This is a genomic window from Pseudomonas cremoris (assembly GCF_014230465.1).
Genome location: NZ_JAAXCY010000010.1, coordinates 111,996 through 130,876, shown reverse-complemented (window position 1 = coordinate 130,876; position 18,881 = coordinate 111,996). Strand labels below are relative to the sequence as shown.

Here is an 18,881-nt window from a genome sequence, read left to right as displayed (position 1 = left end):
TCCACCGGTATGCGGGGAACGCTCACACCTGACCAACAATTACAAAGCAGGTTTAGCCATGTCGACGAACACCACCGAGATCGGAACGCTCAACCGCTCCAGCACCATCTTGCGTTTGCTGGCTACGGCCGGTAAGCGCGGGCTGGCCCTCACGGATATCGCCAGCCGGAGCGCCCTGCCCTATGGCACGGTGCATCGCCTGCTCAAGCAACTGGGCGACACCGGGCTCACCTTTCAAAGCGAAGAGTCCAGGCGCTACCTGCTGGGGCCGGTGGCCTACGAGCTGGGCCTGGCGGCGGCCGAGATCTTCGATTTTCGCAGTGTGTGCCGTCCGGCCCTGGAGCGGCTGTGCCAGGAGAGTGAAGCCACCGCGTATTTTGTGATGCGCAGCGGCTACGACGCCGTATGCATGGACCGCATCGAAGGGCCGTTCTCCACACGCACCATCTCCCTTGATATCGGCAGTCGCCGGCCTCTGGGCGTCGGCGCCGGCGGCCTGGCGATCCTGGCGGCATGCGCGGATGACGAGTGCGAGCGCATCCTCGAAGCCACCGCACCGCGCCTGGGGCAATTTCATCAACTCACGATTGAACAACAGCGCCAGGCGATCCTGGAAACCCGCCACCAGCACTATTCGCTGATCCGCAATCGCCTGAACCTGGGCGTCACTGCGTTGGGCATGACCTTTCGCGACTCCATGCTGCGGCCTATCGGGGCCATCAGTGTCGGCACGATTGATTCCAGGCTGCAGGAGCCACGCCGCAAAAACATCGTGCAACTGCTCAAGCAACAGGTGCTGTTGATCGAAAAATCCATGCGTGCTTCACGCCGCGTATTGATCGAACACTTTTGATTTCCGCAGAGTGGAAAGCGCCGCCGATACGGCGCTGAGCCACGTTATCGTTGCCTTCACTCAAATAAAAAAGTGGAGAGCACGCGTGAAACACACCGTCAGCAAAGCCCTTGAATACGTCCACGACGATGCCCGCTTACTCGGCTACCTGAGCGTGCCCGAGGGCGACCGACTGCCCGCCGTGTTGCTGGTGCACGATGCGTTTGGCGTCAGCGATTTCATCAAGGGCATCGCCGAAAAACTCGCGGGCGTAGGCTATGCCACCTTGGCCGCCGACGTCTGGGGCGAGGGCAAAGTGTTGACCGCCGAGAGCGAGATCGGCCCGCTGATCGGCCGCTTCGCTGGCGATCGCAAAGCCTGGATGGGTCGCTTGCAGGCCGCTCGTGCAGCCTTGGCCGCGCAACCTGAGGTGGACGGCGAACGGATCGTCATCATCGGCTACTGCTTCGGCGGCGCCTCAGCCCTGGAATACTTGCGCACCGTAGGCGATGTGCGCGGCGCCGTGAGCCTTCACGGCGGGCTCGACCTGGTATCGGAGGACTGGACGCACGCCCCGTCCCTGCGCAAGGCATTGTTGCTCACTGGCTTCGAAGACCCGATGGCGGCATTACCCAAGCTGGCGGCGCTGCAACAGAGCATGAACAACGCCGGTGTGGATTGGGAGGTCAACCTGTACGGCCATACCAAACACGGCTTCACCCGCCCGGACTCGGACCGCGCCAACAAGCCGCAGGTCATCGCCTATCACGCACAAAGCGATAAGCGTGCGTGGGCCGCATTGCAGCGTTTCCTTGAAGAAAGCCTGATGGTGGCATCATGAGCAGCAAGCACTTTCGCGATTACCTACTGGCCCTGGACTCGCCCAGGCTCGTCAACGCCCGGGGCCTGGACCCGTTTGAATACGCCAAGCCGATCATCGCTTCCGACAAGGCCAAGGCGCTGATTGATACCTGGCAAACCCTGTATCAGCAACCGTTCAAGGGGCTGACGGCGGATGGCCACGTTGAGCCTGGGCTGTTCCAGCTCGGCGACGAAGGGCTCGACACGCGCACAGTGGTGGCGACCGCCCAGGCGTTGCTGGCGAGCGTGACCGATGGCGAGCGCCAGGCCTTGCAGTACCCGATTGACGCGCCGCAGTGGCGTGACTGGTACAACCCGGAGTTCCCCATGAATGCCAATGGGGTGCGCCTGGATTACCTGTCCGGCACTGCCCGCGAAGCCGTCATGGCCGTGCTGCGCGCCAGTTTGAGCGAAGAGGGTTACCTCAAGACCGAACGCTGCCGCATCGCCAACCTGTTCCTCGGCGAGCTGTATGACTTGCGCAACATCATGAACGAGTGGAGCTACCACTTTCTGTTGTTCGGCACGCCATCGACCACCGAGCCCTGGGGCTGGAGCCTGTATGGGCACCACCTGGCGTTGAACTGCTTCATGATCGGCGGCCAGATGATCATTTCCCCCACGTTCATGGGTGCCGAGCCCACCCATATCGACCGGGGTGCCCAACGCGCGTTTTCACTGTTCCAGAACGAAGAAAGCTTCGGCCTGCAATTGATGCGCTCGCTCTCCCCCACCCTGCGTGCAAAGGCCACCACCTACCACCAGATGAAAGACCCCGCGATGCCCGACGACCGTTGGCACTTTGCCGACGAGCGCCAGCTGGGCGCCGCGTACCGCGACAACCGGATCATCCCGTACGAAGGCGTGTGTGCCACGCAGTTTTCATCCGGGCAGCAGGAGCAGTTGCTGAAGATCGTCGACGCGTTTATCGAATACCTGCCCCAAGGGCCACGGGAAGTGCGACTGCGCCAGGTCGAGGCGATGCTGGAACGCACGTATTTCAGTTGGATCGGCGGCCACGGTGACGAAGACCCGTTCTATTACCGCGTGCACAGCCCACTGATCATGGTGGAGTTCGACCATCACAGCGGCGTGTGGCTGAACAACACCACCCCGCAGAAATTCCACATCCACACCGTGGTCCGTACGCCCAACGGCAACGACTACGGCAAGGACCTGCTGCGCCAGCACTATCAGAAGGAACACCGCCACGGCTCGGCGCACATCGCGCGGCATGCCCACGATCACTCCCATGACCATCCGCAAGACCATGACCACAGCCACCCCCACGGTCATGACCATTCCCACTAGAGGTACACAGCAATGGATTTAGGCATCAAAGGGCGCACCGCTTTCATCTCGGCGTCGTCCCAAGGGCTGGGCTATGCCTGCGCACGGTCCCTGGCCCGTGAGGGCGTCACGGTGATCCTCAATGGTCGCGATGAACAAAAACTGCAACGCGCCGCCGACCAGTTGCGCACCGAGGTCAGTGGCGCGAAGGTGCTGATTGTGGTCGCCGACCTGAGCACCACCCAAGGCCGCGCCGAGATCGTCGAGGCGATACCCGAGGTCGATATCCTGGTGAACAACAACGCCGGCCCGCCTCCGGGGCGTCTGCAGGATTGGGACGAAACCGCCCTGCTCGACGCGCTGCAGGCCAACATGATCCCCGCCGTGCAACTGATGCGCGCCTATATTCCAGGCATGCAGGCGCGCGGGTTTGGTCGGATCATCAACATCACCTCGGCCATGGTGAAGTCGCCGCACTACATCATGGGGTTATCGACCTCCGCACGCACCGCCCTGACGGCCATCAGCAAGGCCATCAGCGTCGAGGTCGTTAAGGACAACGTGACCCTCAACAACTTGCTGCCCGAGCGCATCGACACCCCACGCCAGGAATTCATGGCCCAACGCCTGATGAAAGAGCAAGGCGTGAGCCACGAAGACGCACGCCGCCAGATTGCCTCGACCATCAGCGCCAAACGCCTGGGCCGCCCCGAAGAGTTTGGCGATGCCTGCGCGTTCCTGTGCAGTAGCCAGGCCAGTTATATTTCTGGGCAAAACCTGCAATTGGACGGTGGTTCGTACGAGGGGCTGATCTGACATGCTCGACCAACAGACGGAACTTGACATCCTGGCATTGGAGCGTCGGCGGCAGCAGGCGTTGGTGGCGGTGGATCTAGAGGCATTGGATGCACTGTTCGATGACGACCTGGTGCATGTCCACAGTACCGGGCTGGTGCACGGCAAGGCTGAGCTGATCACGCACATCGGGCGCAAGCGCGGGTTTGTCGATGTGCAGCGCGGGCCATTGCAGATTCGTGGCGACGCGGACATGGCCGTGATGACCGGACCTATCGTCAATCACATCCGCACCGCTGAAGGTGCCGAAGAAGTGATGCGCGGTTTCGTTACACAAGTCCTGCGGCATACGGCAGCGGGCTGGAAGTTCATCAGTTTCCAACTCACGGTCGCGCATGCGTCATAAAACCAACAACAAAACAGCAGAGTTACCTTATGAAAATCGTTCGTTTCACCGAGAACGGCCGCACGCGGATCGGCAAGCTGCAAGGCGATCATGTCGTTGACCTTTCCCCTGTGCCTGGCGTCGGGGACTCCATGCGCCAATTGCTGGGGCGCCTAGGCGAACTGCGCCCTGCCCTTGAGGCGGCGGTTACGCCAGCTTATTCACTGGCAGCGGTACGCCTGGAAAATCCGATCAACGACCCGCAGAAGTATTTGGCGATTGGCCTCAACTACAAGGCCCATGCCGAGGAGGCACGGGTCGCTGGCATTCCGATTCCTACCAGCCAGTTGTGGTTCAACAAACAGGTGTCGTGCCTGAGCGGCCCCTACGATCCGATCCAGTTCCCCTCGGCGGTCAAGCAGTTGGATTATGAAATCGAGCTGGGAGTGGTCATCGGCCAGCGTTGCCGCAACGTCAAGGCCTCGGACGCACGTGCCGTGATCGCCGGCTACCTGGTGACCAACGATGTCAGCGCCCGTGACTGGCAGCAACGCTCGCCCACCTTCACCCTTGGCAAGTCGTTCGACAGCCATGGCCCGGTAGGTCCGTGGCTGACCACCGATGACGAGATCAAAGACCCGCTAGCCCTGAACATGCGCCTGACGGTCAATGGCGAAGAGCGCCAGAATATGAGCACCGGTGACATGATCTACGACATCTACCAGCAAATTGCCTACCTCTCCACGGTGATGACCCTGGAGCCGGGTGACATCCTCGCCACCGGCACACCGTCGGGCGTCGGCGTGGCCCTGGGCAAGCTGTTGCAGGTGGGCGATGTGGTGCGCGCCGAAATCGAGCAACTGGGCCACATCGAAAACCGCGTGGTCCAGGCCCCCTGAACCCGCTCCGCTAAGAACAAATGATTAGCTGCGGGGGGCCTCAGGACTTCAACCGCTTTACGCTGGCAAACGTCGACTCACCCCGCGCCTGCTCCAATGGATTCATTGGCGCGGGCACGGGCTGGCGGTGAATGATCGGCTTAACCACGATAGACCGCTCACTGTCTGTCGCCGAACGCTCATCACTGGGCGGCACGCCGAAGTATTCGCGGTAGCACTTGGAAAAGTGCGGCGTGGAGATAAAGCCACAGAGCACCGCCAGTTCCACGATCGAGATGGGCGTCTGCTTAAGCAACTGCCGTGCCCGAATCAGTCGCAGCCGCAGGTAGTAGCGCGAAGGCGAACAGTGCAGGTACTTTTGGAACATGCGCTCCAGTTGCCGACGCGACAGGGCGACATACGCCGCCAGTTCATCCAGGTTGATCGGTTCTTCGAGGTTGGCCTCCATCAACGCGACGATTTCCTGCAACTTCGGTTGTTGAGTGCCGAGCATGTGCTTGAGGGGCACGCGTTGGTGGTCCTGTTCGTTGCGGATGCGCTCGTACACGAACATGTCGGAGATCGCCGCAGACAATTCATGCCCATGATCACGGCCAATCAGGTGCAGCATCATGTCCAGCGGCGCGGTGCCGCCGGAACTGGTGAGGCGGTCGCGGTCGAGGGTAAACAGGCTGGAACTGACACTCACCCGTGGAAAGGCTTCCTGCATGGCCGCCAACCATTCCCAGTGCACGCTGCACTCAAAGCCGTCGAGCAGCCCGGCCCGGGCAAGTACCCAGCTGCCGGTGCAGATGCCGCCCAGGCGCTTGGAATAACGCGCCTGGCTGCGCAGCCACTTGACCAGTTCGGCGGTCACCGTGCCTTGGATACCGATACCGCCGCACACGATCACGGTGTCCGCGGACGGCACCCCAGTGATCGAACCGTCAGGGGTGACCGGCACGCCGTCGCTGGCCCACACCGGGTTGCCGTCCGGGCTTGCGGTGTGCCAACGGTACAGTTCCTGGCCCGACAGTTGGTTGGCCATGCGCAACGGCTCCAACGCAGACGCCAGCGAGATCAGGGTGAATTGGTCCAGCAGCAAAAACACCAGGCTGCTGACAGGCCTTGCACTCATGGCTGCGAGGCTGCGGCAACCGACTTTGGCGCACCCTCAGGATGCCGCGCGGTGATCAACCCGATGAAGGAAATAATCAGGGCCAGGCCAATGGTCGAGGACACTTCAAAGCGGTGCTCGGGCGTCACCAACATCACCGTCAAGGCCGTGCAGATAAAGGCAATGACCAGCCAGGTCAGCCAAGGAAACAGCCACATCTTGAAGGTCAATTTGACGTTGCGGCGCAGCAGGATCTTGCGCATGCGCAGCTGGGAAACGGCGATCACCAGATACACCAACAAGGCAATGGCGCCTGAGCTGGCAAGCAGGAACTGGAACAGCCCGGCCGGCATGAAGTAACTCAACAACGTCACCCCTGCCCCCAGAATCGTGCTGGCAATCACCGCCGCCCTCGGCACACTGGCCGCCGAGGTTTTCTTCAGCATCGCCGGGGCGTCGCCGCGCTTGCCCAGGGAGAACAGCATGCGCGAGGCGATGTAGATAGAGGAGTTCATGCAACTGGCCACGGCGATCAATACCACCACGTCCACCAACAACTTGGCGTGGGGAATGTTCATCAGCTCCAGCGCCCGCTGATAAGAGCCGACCGACGCCAGCAGCGGGTCATCCCATGGCACCACGGAAATGACCACGAAGATCGACAGCACGTAAAACACACCGATGCGCCACATCACAGAGCGCGTGGCACGGGCGATGTTCTGCGCCGGGTTGCTGGACTCGGCCGCCGCGATGGTCACAGCCTCAGTGCCGATAAAACTGAACATGATGGTGATGAACGCACCCACCACCGCCGACAACCCATTGGGTGCAAAACCACCATGGTCTTGCATCAACTGGCTGAGCCCACTGGCCTCGCGCTCGGGCACCCAACCCATCAACACCGCGAAGCCCACGCCGATAAAGCCGATGATCGCCACCACCTTGGCCATGGCAAACCAGAACTCGAACTCGCCGTATTTGGAAACGCTGAACAGATTGGTGACCACCAACAAAAAGATCGACAACAAGGCAAACAGCCAAGCGTCGATCTGCGGGAACCACTGGTTGAGGATATGCCCGGCGGCCAGGGCCTCGATGGGAATCACCAGCACCCAGAACCACCAGTACAACCAGCCGATGGTGAACCCGGCCCAGCGACCGATGGCCTGGTCGGCATAGGTCGAGAACGACCCCGTGTCGGGGTTGGCCACCGCCATCTCCCCGAGCATGCGCATCACCAGCACCACCAACAGGCCGGAGAAAAAATACGCTAGCAGCACCGCCGGCCCAGCCGCTGCAATCGCATGCCCGGAGCCGACAAACAACCCCGCACCGATGATGCCGGCGATGGACAGCATGGTGACATGGCGCGGCTTGAAGCCCTGCGCCAACTGGGCGTTGGAGTGGTTCGGGGTCGGGCTATTCATTGTTTTCTTATTCTCGGTGATCGACGTAAGGCCTACTGACTAAAGAGTCAGGCGATCATCATTTTTAATGATGGGGTCACCTTACGCGGCCTGCGTCGTCCGAAAATAGCCTGGGAGCGTCATACTTTGGTCTGATATCGTCATCAAAGCCGACCAATGCCTAACCGCTATCAACCCATCGCGATGTGTAGTGAGCGGGCTTGTCCCGCGCTGGGGGGCGAAGCCGCCCTAATACCGGCCACCGCGGCTTAACAGATACTGCGCGGAGGTTTTGTTGGGGCGGCTTCGCCCCCCAGCGCGGGACAAGCCCGCTCACTACAAGCGATTGCTGCTGTAGCAGCAGCCTCCCAGCAGGTGCTTCCTGGCCAGCAGCCCGCCTTTCGAAAACGGTACAACCGCGCCTAAAAAATTATATTTTTTATATATTTTTCAGATACTTACGTTTTATTTCGTTCATTGTCATTTCCGGTACGTTTGTTGCGATACCCCCATAAACGGGCTGCCACACAGACCCGACGCCAGCCTTTCGAGAGCTTTTTGATCTCTCTTCAAAAGCAATAATGGGGAGCACTATGTTCAAGCGCACACACGTATCCATGGCCGTGGCCGTCAGCCTGGGGAGCCTTTACCTTGGCACCGTCCAGGCTGAAGAAACCCTCGACACCGGCAACACATCAACCCTGGAAAAGGTCACCGTCACCGCCCAGAAGCGCGAAGAAACCGTGCAGGAAGTGCCCGCACCAATCTCGGTGTTGAGCGGCGATAAAATCCGCCAGGCGTCGTTGAATTCCGCCAATGAGATCACCCGCTACATTCCCAACGCCTCAGCAGGTACCACCGATGGCCATGGCCGCCCACGCTGGTGGATTCGCGGCTTGGGCACCGGCGACCAGGGCGCCAACACCGTCAGCCCGGTGGGGATCTACATGGACGACGTGTACATCTCCAATATCAGCGCCACCGGCTTCCCCTTGTTCGACCTGGACCGTGTCGAGGTGCTGCGCGGGCCGCAAGGCACCTTGTGGGGCAAGAACACCACGGGCGGCGCGATCAACTTCATTTCGAAAAAACCGACTTTCAAGGAAGACGGCTATTACAAGCTGGACGTGGGCAACTACGCCAACCGCGCCGTAGAAGGCGCGATTGGCGGTGCGTTGGTAGATGACAAGCTCGCTGCTCGGGTGTCGATCCGTCACCAGGCTAACGACGGCTACAACGAAAACAAGGCCAATGGCAACGATCGCGGCGCGTTGGAAGATGACGCGATCCGCCTGCAATTGCTCGCCGTGCTGTCGGATGACCTGGAAGCCAACGTCAACTTCCACAGCCGCCGCTACCACGACACCGGCAGCTCCAGCACCGTGAACTACGGCACTGGGCTGAACGGGAATAACCAGTTCGGCTACCACGTCGACCCCAAGCAAGGCGACGTGTACTACAACGCCAAGAACACCGCGAGCGTCGAGCAGGACGGTGGCAACCTCAACCTGATCTGGCAGCTGGGTGGCCTGCAACTGACCTCGATCACCGCGTTCGAATCGTTCAAGCGCGACGCCCTTGGCGACAGCGACGGCACCCCGCTGGAACTGCAACGTGGCTATAGCTATGCAGACAGCCGCCAGTTTTCCCAGGAGTTTCGCCTGGCCTCCCCCAGCACCGACCGCCTGAACTGGGTAGCGGGCCTGCATTACTTCAACGAAGACCTCGATGCCAAAAGCGCCAACGGCACGCTGAACAACACCTACATCAACCGCAGCTACAACCGCACCGCGTACAACCAAAAAACCGAGAGCTACGCGGTATTCGGCAGCGTCACCTACAACTTCACCGACGACTTCAGCCTCACCGGCGGCCTGCGCTGGACCCAGGAGCGTAAGTCCATCGACCTGAACCGAGTCGCCAGCGTCGGCGCTGCCACCTTTGGCGCGGGTGATTGGTGGAACCCAGGCACCGTCACCTCACCGCTGGCCGTCACTGCATTGCAGGATGAGAGCAATACTTGGAGCGACTGGACCTACGACCTCACCCCGCAATACAAACTCTCGGAAAACGCCCGGGTGTATTTCCGCTACTCCAAAGGCTTCCGCTCCGGCGGCTATAACGCCGGTGTCACCACCCAATCGACGGTGGCCACGGTCAACCCCGAATACCTCACCGCCTACGAATTGGGGTTCAAGTCCGAGTGGTTCAACGGCCGCCTGAACGCCAACGCCAACCTGTTCTACTACGACTACCAGGACATCCAGCTAAACATCGTGACGGCCGTCAACAACCAGACCGTTTCGCGCCTGGCCAACGGTGCGCAAGGCGAAGCCTACGGGGCCGAATTCGAACTGGAGGCGATCCCGCTGGACAACCTGCACGTCAACTTCGGCCTCGGCCTGCTGCACACCGAGTTCACCGACTACACCTCCGGACCCAACGATTACTCGGGCAACAACTTTGTGCGCGCGCCAAACGTATCGGCGGTGCTCGGTGCCGATTACCGCATCCCGCTGAGTGTGGGCGGCGCGGTGGTCGTGGGTACCGACTGGGACACCCGTAGCCGCCAGTACTTTTTCACCAACGATCAAACCCAGAACATGCGCAGTGGCGGCTACACCCTTGGCAATGCACGGCTGACCTATGAACTGCCGGGAGATAAAACCGAGATCACCGCCTATGTACACAACCTCACCGACAAGCAGTACCGCAGCCACACCCTGCCGGGCGGTTTCCAAAGCGCGGGCGTGATGTTTGGCGACCCACGCACCTTTGGCCTGTCGCTGACCAGCCGATTCTGATCAACCCTGGTGGCCGACCACCGTCGGCCACTGCCCAATAAGGCGAACCTTCATGAAGCTTTCACGTTTGCTGTCTACTCGGCTGCTGATGCCGGCGTCCTTGGTGCTCGGGCTGCTCGGCAGCCAGTTAAGCCTGGCCGCCGAACCCTTGAAAACCGTACGTATCGCCACTGTGGCGTTTTCCAACGCGGGCAAGACCACCTTCAACGGCCCCACCTATCTGATGGACAAGGACCCCTGGCTCAAGGAGCAACTGGCCAAACGCGGCATCGAGTTGCAGTGGGTACCGGCGGCGACCGCGTCGGTGGGCACCTTCGTCAATGAAGAGTTCGCCAACAAGCGCATCGACTTTGCGTTCTATGGCGACTTGCCGACCATCATCCTCAACGCCTCGGGTATTTCGACCAAACTGCTGGCGGCAGGCGGCCTGGGCAACAACGTGTACCTGGTGGTGCCGCCCGACTCCACTGCAACCTCCATCGATGATTTAAAAGGCAAGCGCATCGCCCTGCACCGTGGACGGCCTTGGGAATTATCGTTCGCCAAATTGCTGGAATCACGCAAGCTCGGCTTTGATGACTTCCGCATCTTCAACCTCAACCCACAGGCGGGCGGCGCGGCGCTCAGTGCCGGTCGGGTGGACGGCTTTTTCACTTTGAGCGATGCCTATCTGCTGGAAGACAAGAAGGTCGGCAAGATCATCTGGTCCAGCAAAGAGGCGCCAGCGGACTGGAAGATGCGCGCTGAACTGTTCGGCGCCAGCGACTTTGTGGCCCAGCAGCCGGAAGTTACCCAACTGGTGGTGGATGCCTATCTCAAAGCGTTGAAATGGGCGTCGGAGGAGCAACACAAGGCTGAATACATCGAGCTGCTGTCGCGCTCTGGACAGCCGCAGAGCGTGCTATTGCGGGAGGTGGAGGGAGAGTCCTGGAAAAATCATTTCAGCCCGCTGATCAACGCCTCACTGCGCCAGCATTATCAGGATGGAATCGCCTATAGCCTACAGGCCAAGCTGATCCGCAAGGACATCAAGGTCGATGACCTGCTCGATAACCGCTTCGTCGAACAGGGCCTCAAGGACTTGAACCTGGAAGGTGAGTGGAAGTAAACCAGCGGCGGTGAGACCCACCCCGCGGGTGGGCCTTGCACCGCGCAATTCAGGCGGCGTTTTCCAGCAGCTTCTTGCCCTGTTCCCACAGGCCGGTCATGTTCCATTGCTGTTCAATCACGCCCGGGCCGAACTCTTTCGAGCCCCCCAGCCCTTCGGCCAGGCCCTGGAACCAGGCGCCTTCTTCGATCAGCAGAATCAGCTTGGCCACCGAGAGGATGTCCGGCCCCCAGAAGGTCGCGCCACCGTTGGCTTCCAGAATCGCCTGCAGGTGCGGGTTGCGCTCAAGGCTCTCGATGATGAACTCCGGTTCCGGCTGACGGCGGTCCACGTAGATCGGCAGTTCACGGGCAAGCGTCACGCGCTGCGACGCGGCATAACGGATCGGTAATACCCGGTGCGCACTGGCCCAGCCGCCCAGCCATGGCGTGTGCACATGGATCACCAGGTTGACCTCCGGACGCTCAGCGAAGATCTTCGCGTAGCGCTTGCCGTTGCCACCGGCTTTCCTGCCACTCAGGGGGGAGCTGCCGGCGATGGATTCGTCCAGGTGCACTTCACCGTCGTAGTCGGCGACCACTGCACGGATCTCCTCGTCGTCAGCCCATGGGCCAGGCGCATGCAGGGCGATCACCAGGCGGGTTTCAGGTACACGCAGGTAAGCCTGGAACGTGTTGGTGGCAGTCAGGGTGCGCGTGTTTTTCAGCACGCGGAAAGCCTTGGCAAAATCGCGCTTGGCCTGGTCCAGGTAGGTCAGTTGTTCGGCAGTCAACACGTGAGTCATGGCAAACACTCCAGCTAATCGATTGAGAATGCCGGACCGCAGCCCTGGCATGACATGCGACAGAGCATTTCCTGTGCCACCTGCATAAGCATATGTTTTAAATGACTTTTTAACGATAATGAATGAAAGCCCGCACACTTTTGCTGCAACACCAGCATGACCTGCTGATCAACTGCTGCTACATCAGCAGTCGCGCCTCTCTGTGCCCTGTAACTCCAGCCCCGCTGGGCTCCAGGCGTTTGGCACAGCCGTTGCAATTACTCCGATAACGCGGCTCTCGTCCCGACAGGCCCGAGTTTTGTGAACCTGGAGTTTTGCAATGAGTACCGAATTTTTCTGGCGCCTGCCCCTGGGCAGTGACGGGCATCACTTGGCTACCGACAAGAACACCCGTGGCAGCGCGATTCACCGCCCCGGCAATATCGCCCCCGGCCGGCTGCCGAACGGTGAGCCGGATGGCTTCACCTACATCGACTACATCGCCCAAGTGGCCAAGGCCGCCGAAATCGCCGGTTTCGAAGGTGCCCTGCTGCCCACCGGCCCGGAGCCGTGGATTGCCGCCGCAGCCTTGGCGCGTGAGACCCGCCGGATCAAATTCCTGATCGCCTTCCAGGCCACCTGGACCCTGCCCGCCTACGCCGCCCAGCAAGCAGCAATCTTGCAAAACCTGAGTCGCGGGCGCCTGGACTGGAACATCATCACCGGCGGCAACCCGGCGTCACAGCGGGCCAACGGTGACTTCCTGGAGCACGACCTGCGCTACCAGCGCACCGGCGAATTCCTCGACATCATCAAGGGCCTGTGGGAGAACGACTCGTTTTCGTACAAGGGCGACATCTATCAACTGGAGAACGGCTCGCTGCCGCGTGGCCTGACCCAGGAGCGCAAACCCAGCGTGTACTTCTCCGGCTTTTCCGACCCGGCACTGGACGTTGCCGCACGGCATGCCGATGTGTATCTGAACTGGGCGGAGCCGATCGACAAGCTCAAGCCGCACATGGAGCGGGTGTGGGAACTGGCGGACAAACAAGGCCGTGAAGTGCGCTTTGGGATTCGCATCGACTTGTTCGCCCGCGAGACTGAAGAGGCAGCGTGGTCGGAGCTGCGGCGCCAGTACGAGCGTATCGATGCCAAGACCAGTGAATTCATCAAGGGCTTTGCCAGTGGCTCGGATTCGGTGGGCGCGGCGCGTCAGACGGCGTATCACCAGAATTCCCAGCGCTTTGAAGACCTGATCATCGGGCCCAACCTGTGGGCAGGGTTCGGCAAGGCCAAGCCTGGACCGACAATTGGGTTGGTGGGCAGCCATGAGAACGTCGCAGAGCGGTTGGTGGAATATCGGGACGCGGGGTTTTCGACCTTCATTCTGGCGGGCAATCCGCACCTGGAAGAAGCGCTGCGTATTGGCCAGGAAGTGTTGCCATTGGTCCACCAGCGTCCTGTGGCAAGGGAGTTGGCACCGGTCACGCCCATCAAGCTGAGCAGTGTCTAGCTGACACCCCCTGCGTTCCGCCAGCGTGGTTGGCGGGGCGCCCGGGATCAAAATCAACAACAGAGCAAAAACTCGGCTCCGACGCTTGGCGTCTTTTCAGAAGCGAATCCATGATCAAGCACTACCCGCTGCTACGCAGCCTCCTCATCTATCGCGAAATGCCTGGGCGCTTTGTGTTGACCGGTTTGTTGTTCATCGTCGTCAGCGCAGGCCTGGCGCTCCAGCAGTGGCTGATCGGGCATGCGCTGAATGAAGTCAACAGCGGCCAGGCCGTCACCCGACTCGCCGACGGGAGGCTGGATGCCCACCGCGCCTGGTTCTGGTTGTGGGCGCTGCTCGCCGTGGCGCTGGTACGCGGTGTGGCCCAGTACGCTGGCGGGGTGTTGTCGCTGATTCTCAGCCAGGCGCTGTTGACGCGCCTGCGCGAGCGCATCCTGGTGCAAGTGCAGAGCCTGCACCTGGGTTATCACTGGGAACATGGCATGGGCGAGATGATCAGCCGCACCACGCGCGATGCCGACAAGCTGCGCGATGCCCTGATCAGCTTCTGGCGCCAGTTGGTGGAAACCCCGCTGATCCTGCTGGCCACTGTCGGCCTGCTGGCCTGGTACGACCCTTGGCTGGCGCTGATGCCATTGTTGCTGACCGGGTTGGGGCTGTGGATTTTCGTGCGCCAGACCGAGCGATTGCTGATTCTGGACCGTGAAGTCGGCGCCGCCTATGACCGCGTCAACCAGGACCTCAGCGAGGGCATTGGCGGTGTGCGGGTGATCAAGTCGTTTGCGCTGGAGGCTGGGCGTATTGAGCGGTTCAGCCAGCAAGTGGCGTTTTTTGCCGAGCAGGCGCGCCTTGCTTTGGCGTTTGCCAGTTCACGCATTCCGTTACCGCAGGTCATCGTTGCACTCGGCCATGTGTGGATCTTTATCTATGGCGCCACGCTGGTTCGCGACGGGCAGTTGGGTATCGGTGAATGGGTGACCTCGTTGCTGATCGCGACCACTCTGGTGTTTCGCATCGAAGGCATCGGCCGCGTGATGCAGGTGTTCGCCGATGCCCGCGCGTCCGCCGAGCGGATCTGGCAACTGCTCGATACCCAGCCGGCGATCCAGAGCGGCACTCAAGCCCTGTCGCCACGCCCTTTGGGTGTGCGCTTTGAGCAGGTGACCGTCCAGGCACCCGGAGGTGGCCGTAGCATCCTGCGCAATTGCAGTTTCACCCTGGAGCCTGGGGAAGTCGTAGCCTTGGTGGGTTCGACCGGTGCGGGTAAAAGCCTGCTGGCGAGCCTGTTGCCACGCCTGGCCGACGCCCGACGCGGGGCGGTGATGCTCGGCTCCAGCCGCGAGGGCTGGCAGGACGTGCGCTCGCTCGACCTGGACTCACTGCGCCGCCGCGTGCAGGTGGTGCCACAGGAGAGCTTCCTGTTTTCCGATACCCTCGCCGCCAACCTGCGCCTGGCCGCACCCGAAGCCAGTGACGAAGCGCTGCGCCGAGGCTTGCACCTGGCCGCCGCCGAGGATGTGCTGGAACGCCTTCCCCATGGACTGGACACCGCACTCGGTGACCGTGGCGTGACGCTGTCCGGCGGCCAGCGCCAACGCATCAACTTGGCCCGCGCACTGTTAGCGCGCCCCGATATTCTTTGCCTGGATGACGCCACCAGCGCGCTGGACACCCTCACCGAGCGCCGGGTGATCCATAACATTCGCCATCTGCTGCAAGGCGATGGGCATACCACCACCCTGTTGATCGTCTCCAGCAAGCTGTCGACCATCAAGTTGGCGGACCGCGTCCTGGTACTCGACGACGGGCACATCGCCGACAGCGGCACCCACGCCGAACTGGTCGAGCGCAATGGCTTCTATTGCGAGCTGCTGGGAGTCGAACATGACTAATCCATTGCCCGGCAAAGCCCTCAGCGACATCGAAATCGAAGAGGCGCTGGCCAAGAAGGGCCTCGATCGCAGCATGTTCAGCCGCCTGCTGCCACTGCTGGGCCCGGTGCGTTCACGCATTCTGGCGGTGATCGCCCTGGAACTGGTGCTGGTGTTCGCCGTGTTCCTGCGCCCTTGGTTTGTGCGCGAACTGCTCGACCGTGGCCTGGTTCAACACGGCAACACATGGCTGCTGGATTCGACACTGCTCGGTCTGCTGGGGTTGGGTCTGGCGGCCACCTGGGGCGCACGTTTCGTATTGGCCGGCGTTTCGCAATACATCGCCGGCAGCGCAGCGATTCGGGTGCTGAACGCCCTGCGGGTGCGGGTGTTCAGCCATGTGCAGGCGCTGAGCATCGGTTACTTTGACCGGACCAAGGCTGGGCGGATCATCTCCCGCGCAGACCGCGACGTCGACAGCCTGGAAGCGTTGCTGATCCAGGGCCCGCCGGAGCTGCTCGGCGCTTTGCTGCGTTGTAGCGTCGCGTCGATCATGTTGTGGCTGATTTCCCCGGTGTTCTTCCTCAGCCTGGCCGCCATCGTACCGCTGCTGTTTTTCGCCACCTGGAGCTTCAAGAAAATCTCCCAGCGCACCTGGGCCAAGGTCGCGGAAAACCGCAGCCGTTTCACCGCGCACCTGGTGGAAACCGTGGCCGGTGCGCGCATGATCCAACAGTGCGTGCAACAGCAACCCAACCGCCTGCGTTATCGACGCCTGCTGGAAGACTTCAACGAGGCATTGATTGGCGGCAACCTGCGCTCCGGTTGGTTTGCACCGTTCACCGGGCTGCTCGCGACGCTAGGCATGGCAGTGCTGCTGATGCTCGGGGCCTACGGCCTGGCGCAAGGCCAACTGACGGTCGGGCAAGTCGCCGAAAGCCTGTTCTACGTCATGCTGTTCCTCGGCCCGTTGCAGGAACTGTCGGATCTGTTCGAACGCTATGCCACCGGCTCCGCGTCGGCACAACGGATCTTCTTGCTGCTGGATACGCAGCCGGAAATCCTCGACAGCAGCACCCCGGTCGCCCTAGAAAAAGCCCGTGGCGCGGTGAACTTCGAACACGTGACGTTCGCCTATCAATCGGGCGCAAAGCCTGTGATCGACGATTTCGTGCTGCGCATTCCTGCAGGCGAAGTCCTGGCGATTGTCGGCCCGTCGGGGCATGGCAAAAGCACCCTGGTGCAATTACTCACACGGTTCTACGAAGTGCAGCATGGCGCGGTCACCCTTGACGGCATCGACATCCGGCACCTGACCCAGCAGCACTTGCGTCGCAATATCGGCGTGGTGTTGCAGGACAACGTGCTGTTCAGCGGCTCCATCCTCGACAACCTGCGATTGGCCCGCCCAGGAGCCAGCGATGAAGAATTGATCGCAGCGGCCCACGCACTGGGCGCCGACGAAGTGCTGGAGCGGCTACCCAAGGCCTATCACACCGAGGTCGGCGCGCTCGGCGCTCACCTCAGCCATGGCCAGCGGCAATTGGTGTGCCTGACCCGCGCCTTCCTCGCCGACCCAGCCGTGTTGGTGCTCGATGAAGCCACCTCGGCCGTCGACATCCATACCGAACGACGCATCCAGAAAGCCCTGCGCCGCCTGTGCGAGGGGCGCACGGCGATTATCATCGCCCACCGCCTGGCCACCATCCGCGACGCCGACCGAATCGCCGTCGTGCGCAATGGGCAACTGATCGAGCTGGGGGACCATGACACCTTGCTAGACCGCGAAGGAACCTACGCTGCGCTGTATCGCACTTACGAGCATGCGCTTACCCCGGCCTAGGTATCTCTAGATTGTGCACTGCTTTTGCTTTTGATCCTGGGCGCCCCGTCAACCGCGCTGGCGCCTGACACACCAAATTCGCGAGCAAGCCCGCTCCCACATTTTTTGACCGTGGGCTGCCAACATCAATACACCCACAGGCAGCCGATTGCTGCTGACGCCCCAACGCCCTTGCTGATCGATTGCTGCTACAGCAGCAATCGCAGCCGGGCACACCCCACAAGCACACGTGCAAAGCCGCGTAAATCAGGGCCCACAGCCGCGTGGCATGCCCGTTGCAACCAGAGATCAACAGTTGGACCTGTCGACCCTGATTGCTTTGGAGAAAGCCCGATGTCACAACCCCTCGAAACCCTCTGGTATACCCGTTGCCCCGTGCCAACCGGCCTGGGCATTGCTGTACAAAAAGGCTGGCTGGAAGAAGTCCTTGAACAACAAGGCACACGCATCCAGTCGTTGCGTGAGTCCAGCGAACAAGCCGTGCGCGAATCGCACTTTGACCATACCCTGCAAAACTCGGTACGCCACGGCGGCAATATCCCCGCGATCTGGGCCAAGTCCAGCGGCCGCGACACACGGGTGATCGGCCTGTCGTGGGCCGATGAGGTCCAGTTGATCCTGAGCCTGCCCGGCAGCAACGTGAAAACCGTCAAGGACCTCAAGGGCCGCAAGTTCGGCCTACCCCATTGGGTCAACGCGCAAATCGACTTCACCCGCGCACAAGCGCTGCGTGGCCTGGAAAACGCCCTGCGACTCGAAGGCCTGGAGGTCAAGGACGTTGAGCTGGTGGACTATATCCACGGTGGCACGTTCAGCGATGAGGCCACCCAAGTGGTTGATGGCGTCGCCAACTTCGGCGGGCGCCGCAGCGGTGGCCAGAACGCCGAGCTGGTGGGCCTGCTGCGAGGCGAGGTCGATGCGATTTTCCTCAAGGGTGCCCATGCCGCCCAGTTGGCCCATCAGTTCGGCCTGCACACGGTGATCGACACTGGCTCGCACCCCGAGCCGCTGATCCGTTCGAACAATGGCACGCCGCGCACGTTGAGTGTCGACAGCAACCTGCTGGACCAGCACTACGACACCGCCGTGGCCATCCTGTCGTCGGTGGTGCGTGCCGAAGAGTGGGCTTGGACTCACCCTCAGGACACCCGCCGCTTCCTCGCCCACGAAACCAACAGCAGCGAATTCTGGGTCACCGCCGCCTATGGCAGCGACGCGCACCAGCGCCTGCGCACCAACCTTGATGAGCGCTCGATCAACGGCGTGCAGGACTTCACGAACTTCCTGCACCGCTGGAAGTTCATCCCGGCGACGTTCTCCGTCAACGACTGGATCGACCCAAGGCCGCTGGAAACCCTGCGCAGCCTGGTCGCCACCCGTACCGGCTGACCCATTGCCCCGGGCAGTGGGCTGCG

At 61.4% G+C, this 18,881-nt stretch carries 15 protein-coding genes; 12 read left to right on the top strand and 3 right to left on the bottom strand.

What is annotated here, in order from left to right; all coding sequences use genetic code 11:
* Positions 1-58 precede the first annotated feature (58 nt).
* From HF257_RS23735 to HF257_RS23710, 6 genes are all read left to right on the top strand, one after another.
* A complete protein-coding gene (locus tag HF257_RS23735; RefSeq protein ID WP_185710148.1) occupies positions 59-853 on the top strand; it encodes an IclR family transcriptional regulator in 795 nt (264 codons plus the stop codon).
* An 85-nt stretch (positions 854-938) separates the two neighbouring features.
* Positions 939-1,673, top strand: a complete 735-nt coding sequence (locus HF257_RS23730) for a dienelactone hydrolase family protein (RefSeq protein WP_185710147.1) — start codon at positions 939-941, stop codon at positions 1,671-1,673.
* Positions 1,670-3,004, top strand: coding sequence for a DUF3500 domain-containing protein (locus tag HF257_RS23725; protein WP_185710146.1), 1,335 nt, complete (start codon positions 1,670-1,672; stop codon positions 3,002-3,004). Before HF257_RS23730 ends, HF257_RS23725 begins: the two co-directional genes overlap by 4 nt.
* 12 nt (positions 3,005-3,016) lie before the next feature.
* Positions 3,017-3,799: an SDR family oxidoreductase gene (locus tag HF257_RS23720; protein ID WP_185710145.1), complete on the top strand. Its 783-nt coding sequence runs from the start codon at positions 3,017-3,019 to the stop codon at positions 3,797-3,799.
* 1 nt (position 3,800) lies between these two features.
* Complete coding sequence (locus HF257_RS23715; RefSeq protein WP_185710144.1) at positions 3,801-4,184, top strand: nuclear transport factor 2 family protein; 384 nt, start codon at positions 3,801-3,803, stop codon at positions 4,182-4,184.
* Between the two features lie 29 nt (positions 4,185-4,213).
* Positions 4,214-5,062 (top strand): fumarylacetoacetate hydrolase family protein, encoded by an 849-nt coding sequence (locus HF257_RS23710; RefSeq protein WP_185710143.1) that lies wholly within the window; start codon positions 4,214-4,216, stop codon positions 5,060-5,062.
* A gap of 40 nt (positions 5,063-5,102) precedes the next feature.
* Here HF257_RS23710 and gbdR read toward each other — a convergent pair whose 3' ends face one another.
* Both gbdR and gabP read right to left on the bottom strand, forming a co-directional pair.
* Positions 5,103-6,179 (bottom strand): choline metabolism transcriptional regulator GbdR, encoded by a 1,077-nt coding sequence (gbdR, locus tag HF257_RS23705; RefSeq protein ID WP_185710142.1) that lies wholly within the window; start codon positions 6,177-6,179, stop codon positions 5,103-5,105.
* Positions 6,176-7,585, bottom strand: coding sequence for a GABA permease (gene gabP / locus HF257_RS23700; protein ID WP_185710141.1), 1,410 nt, complete (start codon positions 7,583-7,585; stop codon positions 6,176-6,178). The genes gbdR and gabP overlap by 4 nt, the downstream gene beginning before the upstream one ends.
* 572 nt (positions 7,586-8,157) lie before the next feature.
* Between gabP and HF257_RS23695 the strand changes: the two genes are divergently transcribed.
* A complete protein-coding gene (locus tag HF257_RS23695) occupies positions 8,158-10,368 on the top strand; it encodes a TonB-dependent receptor (protein WP_185710140.1) in 2,211 nt (736 codons plus the stop codon).
* 52 nt (positions 10,369-10,420) lie between these two features.
* A complete protein-coding gene (locus HF257_RS23690; RefSeq protein ID WP_185710139.1) occupies positions 10,421-11,476 on the top strand; it encodes an ABC transporter substrate-binding protein in 1,056 nt (351 codons plus the stop codon).
* Positions 11,477-11,525: 49 nt separating this feature from the next.
* Here the strand turns inward: HF257_RS23690 and HF257_RS23685 are convergent, their stop codons facing one another.
* A complete protein-coding gene (locus tag HF257_RS23685; RefSeq protein WP_198913745.1) occupies positions 11,526-12,260 on the bottom strand; it encodes a class II aldolase/adducin family protein in 735 nt (244 codons plus the stop codon).
* A gap of 319 nt (positions 12,261-12,579) precedes the next feature.
* Between HF257_RS23685 and HF257_RS23680 the strand changes: the two genes are divergently transcribed.
* The 4 genes from HF257_RS23680 to HF257_RS23665 all read left to right on the top strand — a co-directional run bounded on the left by HF257_RS23680 (position 12,580) and on the right by HF257_RS23665 (position 18,855).
* A complete protein-coding gene (locus tag HF257_RS23680; RefSeq protein WP_185710137.1) occupies positions 12,580-13,752 on the top strand; it encodes an LLM class flavin-dependent oxidoreductase in 1,173 nt (390 codons plus the stop codon).
* 110 nt (positions 13,753-13,862) lie between these two features.
* On the top strand, positions 13,863-15,644 hold the full coding sequence (locus HF257_RS23675) for an ABC transporter ATP-binding protein (protein ID WP_185710136.1): 1,782 nt from the start codon (positions 13,863-13,865) through the stop codon (positions 15,642-15,644).
* Positions 15,637-17,466, top strand: a complete 1,830-nt coding sequence (locus HF257_RS23670) for an ABC transporter ATP-binding protein (protein ID WP_185710135.1) — start codon at positions 15,637-15,639, stop codon at positions 17,464-17,466. The genes HF257_RS23675 and HF257_RS23670 overlap by 8 nt, the downstream gene beginning before the upstream one ends.
* A gap of 333 nt (positions 17,467-17,799) precedes the next feature.
* Complete coding sequence (locus tag HF257_RS23665; RefSeq protein ID WP_185710134.1) at positions 17,800-18,855, top strand: ABC transporter substrate-binding protein; 1,056 nt, start codon at positions 17,800-17,802, stop codon at positions 18,853-18,855.
* The last annotated feature ends 26 nt before the right edge of the window (positions 18,856-18,881 follow it).

What these genes read in the sequence shown, in the direction of transcription:
- HF257_RS23735 (WP_185710148.1), top strand. Translation starts at nt 59, where the DNA reads ATGTCGACGAACACCACCGAGATCGGAACGCTCAACCGCTCCAGCACC.
- HF257_RS23725 (WP_185710146.1), top strand. Translation starts at nt 1,670, where the DNA reads ATGAGCAGCAAGCACTTTCGCGATTACCTACTGGCCCTGGACTCGCCC.
- HF257_RS23720 (WP_185710145.1), top strand. Translation starts at nt 3,017, where the DNA reads ATGGATTTAGGCATCAAAGGGCGCACCGCTTTCATCTCGGCGTCGTCC.
- HF257_RS23715 (WP_185710144.1), top strand. Translation starts at nt 3,801, where the DNA reads ATGCTCGACCAACAGACGGAACTTGACATCCTGGCATTGGAGCGTCGG.
- HF257_RS23710 (WP_185710143.1), top strand. Translation starts at nt 4,214, where the DNA reads ATGAAAATCGTTCGTTTCACCGAGAACGGCCGCACGCGGATCGGCAAG.
- gbdR (WP_185710142.1), bottom strand. Translation starts at nt 6,179, where the DNA reads ATGAGTGCAAGGCCTGTCAGCAGCCTGGTGTTTTTGCTGCTGGACCAA.
- gabP (WP_185710141.1), bottom strand. Translation starts at nt 7,585, where the DNA reads ATGAATAGCCCGACCCCGAACCACTCCAACGCCCAGTTGGCGCAGGGC.
- HF257_RS23695 (WP_185710140.1), top strand. Translation starts at nt 8,158, where the DNA reads ATGTTCAAGCGCACACACGTATCCATGGCCGTGGCCGTCAGCCTGGGG.
- HF257_RS23690 (WP_185710139.1), top strand. Translation starts at nt 10,421, where the DNA reads ATGAAGCTTTCACGTTTGCTGTCTACTCGGCTGCTGATGCCGGCGTCC.
- HF257_RS23685 (WP_198913745.1), bottom strand. Translation starts at nt 12,260, where the DNA reads ATGACTCACGTGTTGACTGCCGAACAACTGACCTACCTGGACCAGGCC.
- HF257_RS23680 (WP_185710137.1), top strand. Translation starts at nt 12,580, where the DNA reads ATGAGTACCGAATTTTTCTGGCGCCTGCCCCTGGGCAGTGACGGGCAT.
- HF257_RS23675 (WP_185710136.1), top strand. Translation starts at nt 13,863, where the DNA reads ATGATCAAGCACTACCCGCTGCTACGCAGCCTCCTCATCTATCGCGAA.
- HF257_RS23670 (WP_185710135.1), top strand. Translation starts at nt 15,637, where the DNA reads ATGACTAATCCATTGCCCGGCAAAGCCCTCAGCGACATCGAAATCGAA.
- HF257_RS23665 (WP_185710134.1), top strand. Translation starts at nt 17,800, where the DNA reads ATGTCACAACCCCTCGAAACCCTCTGGTATACCCGTTGCCCCGTGCCA.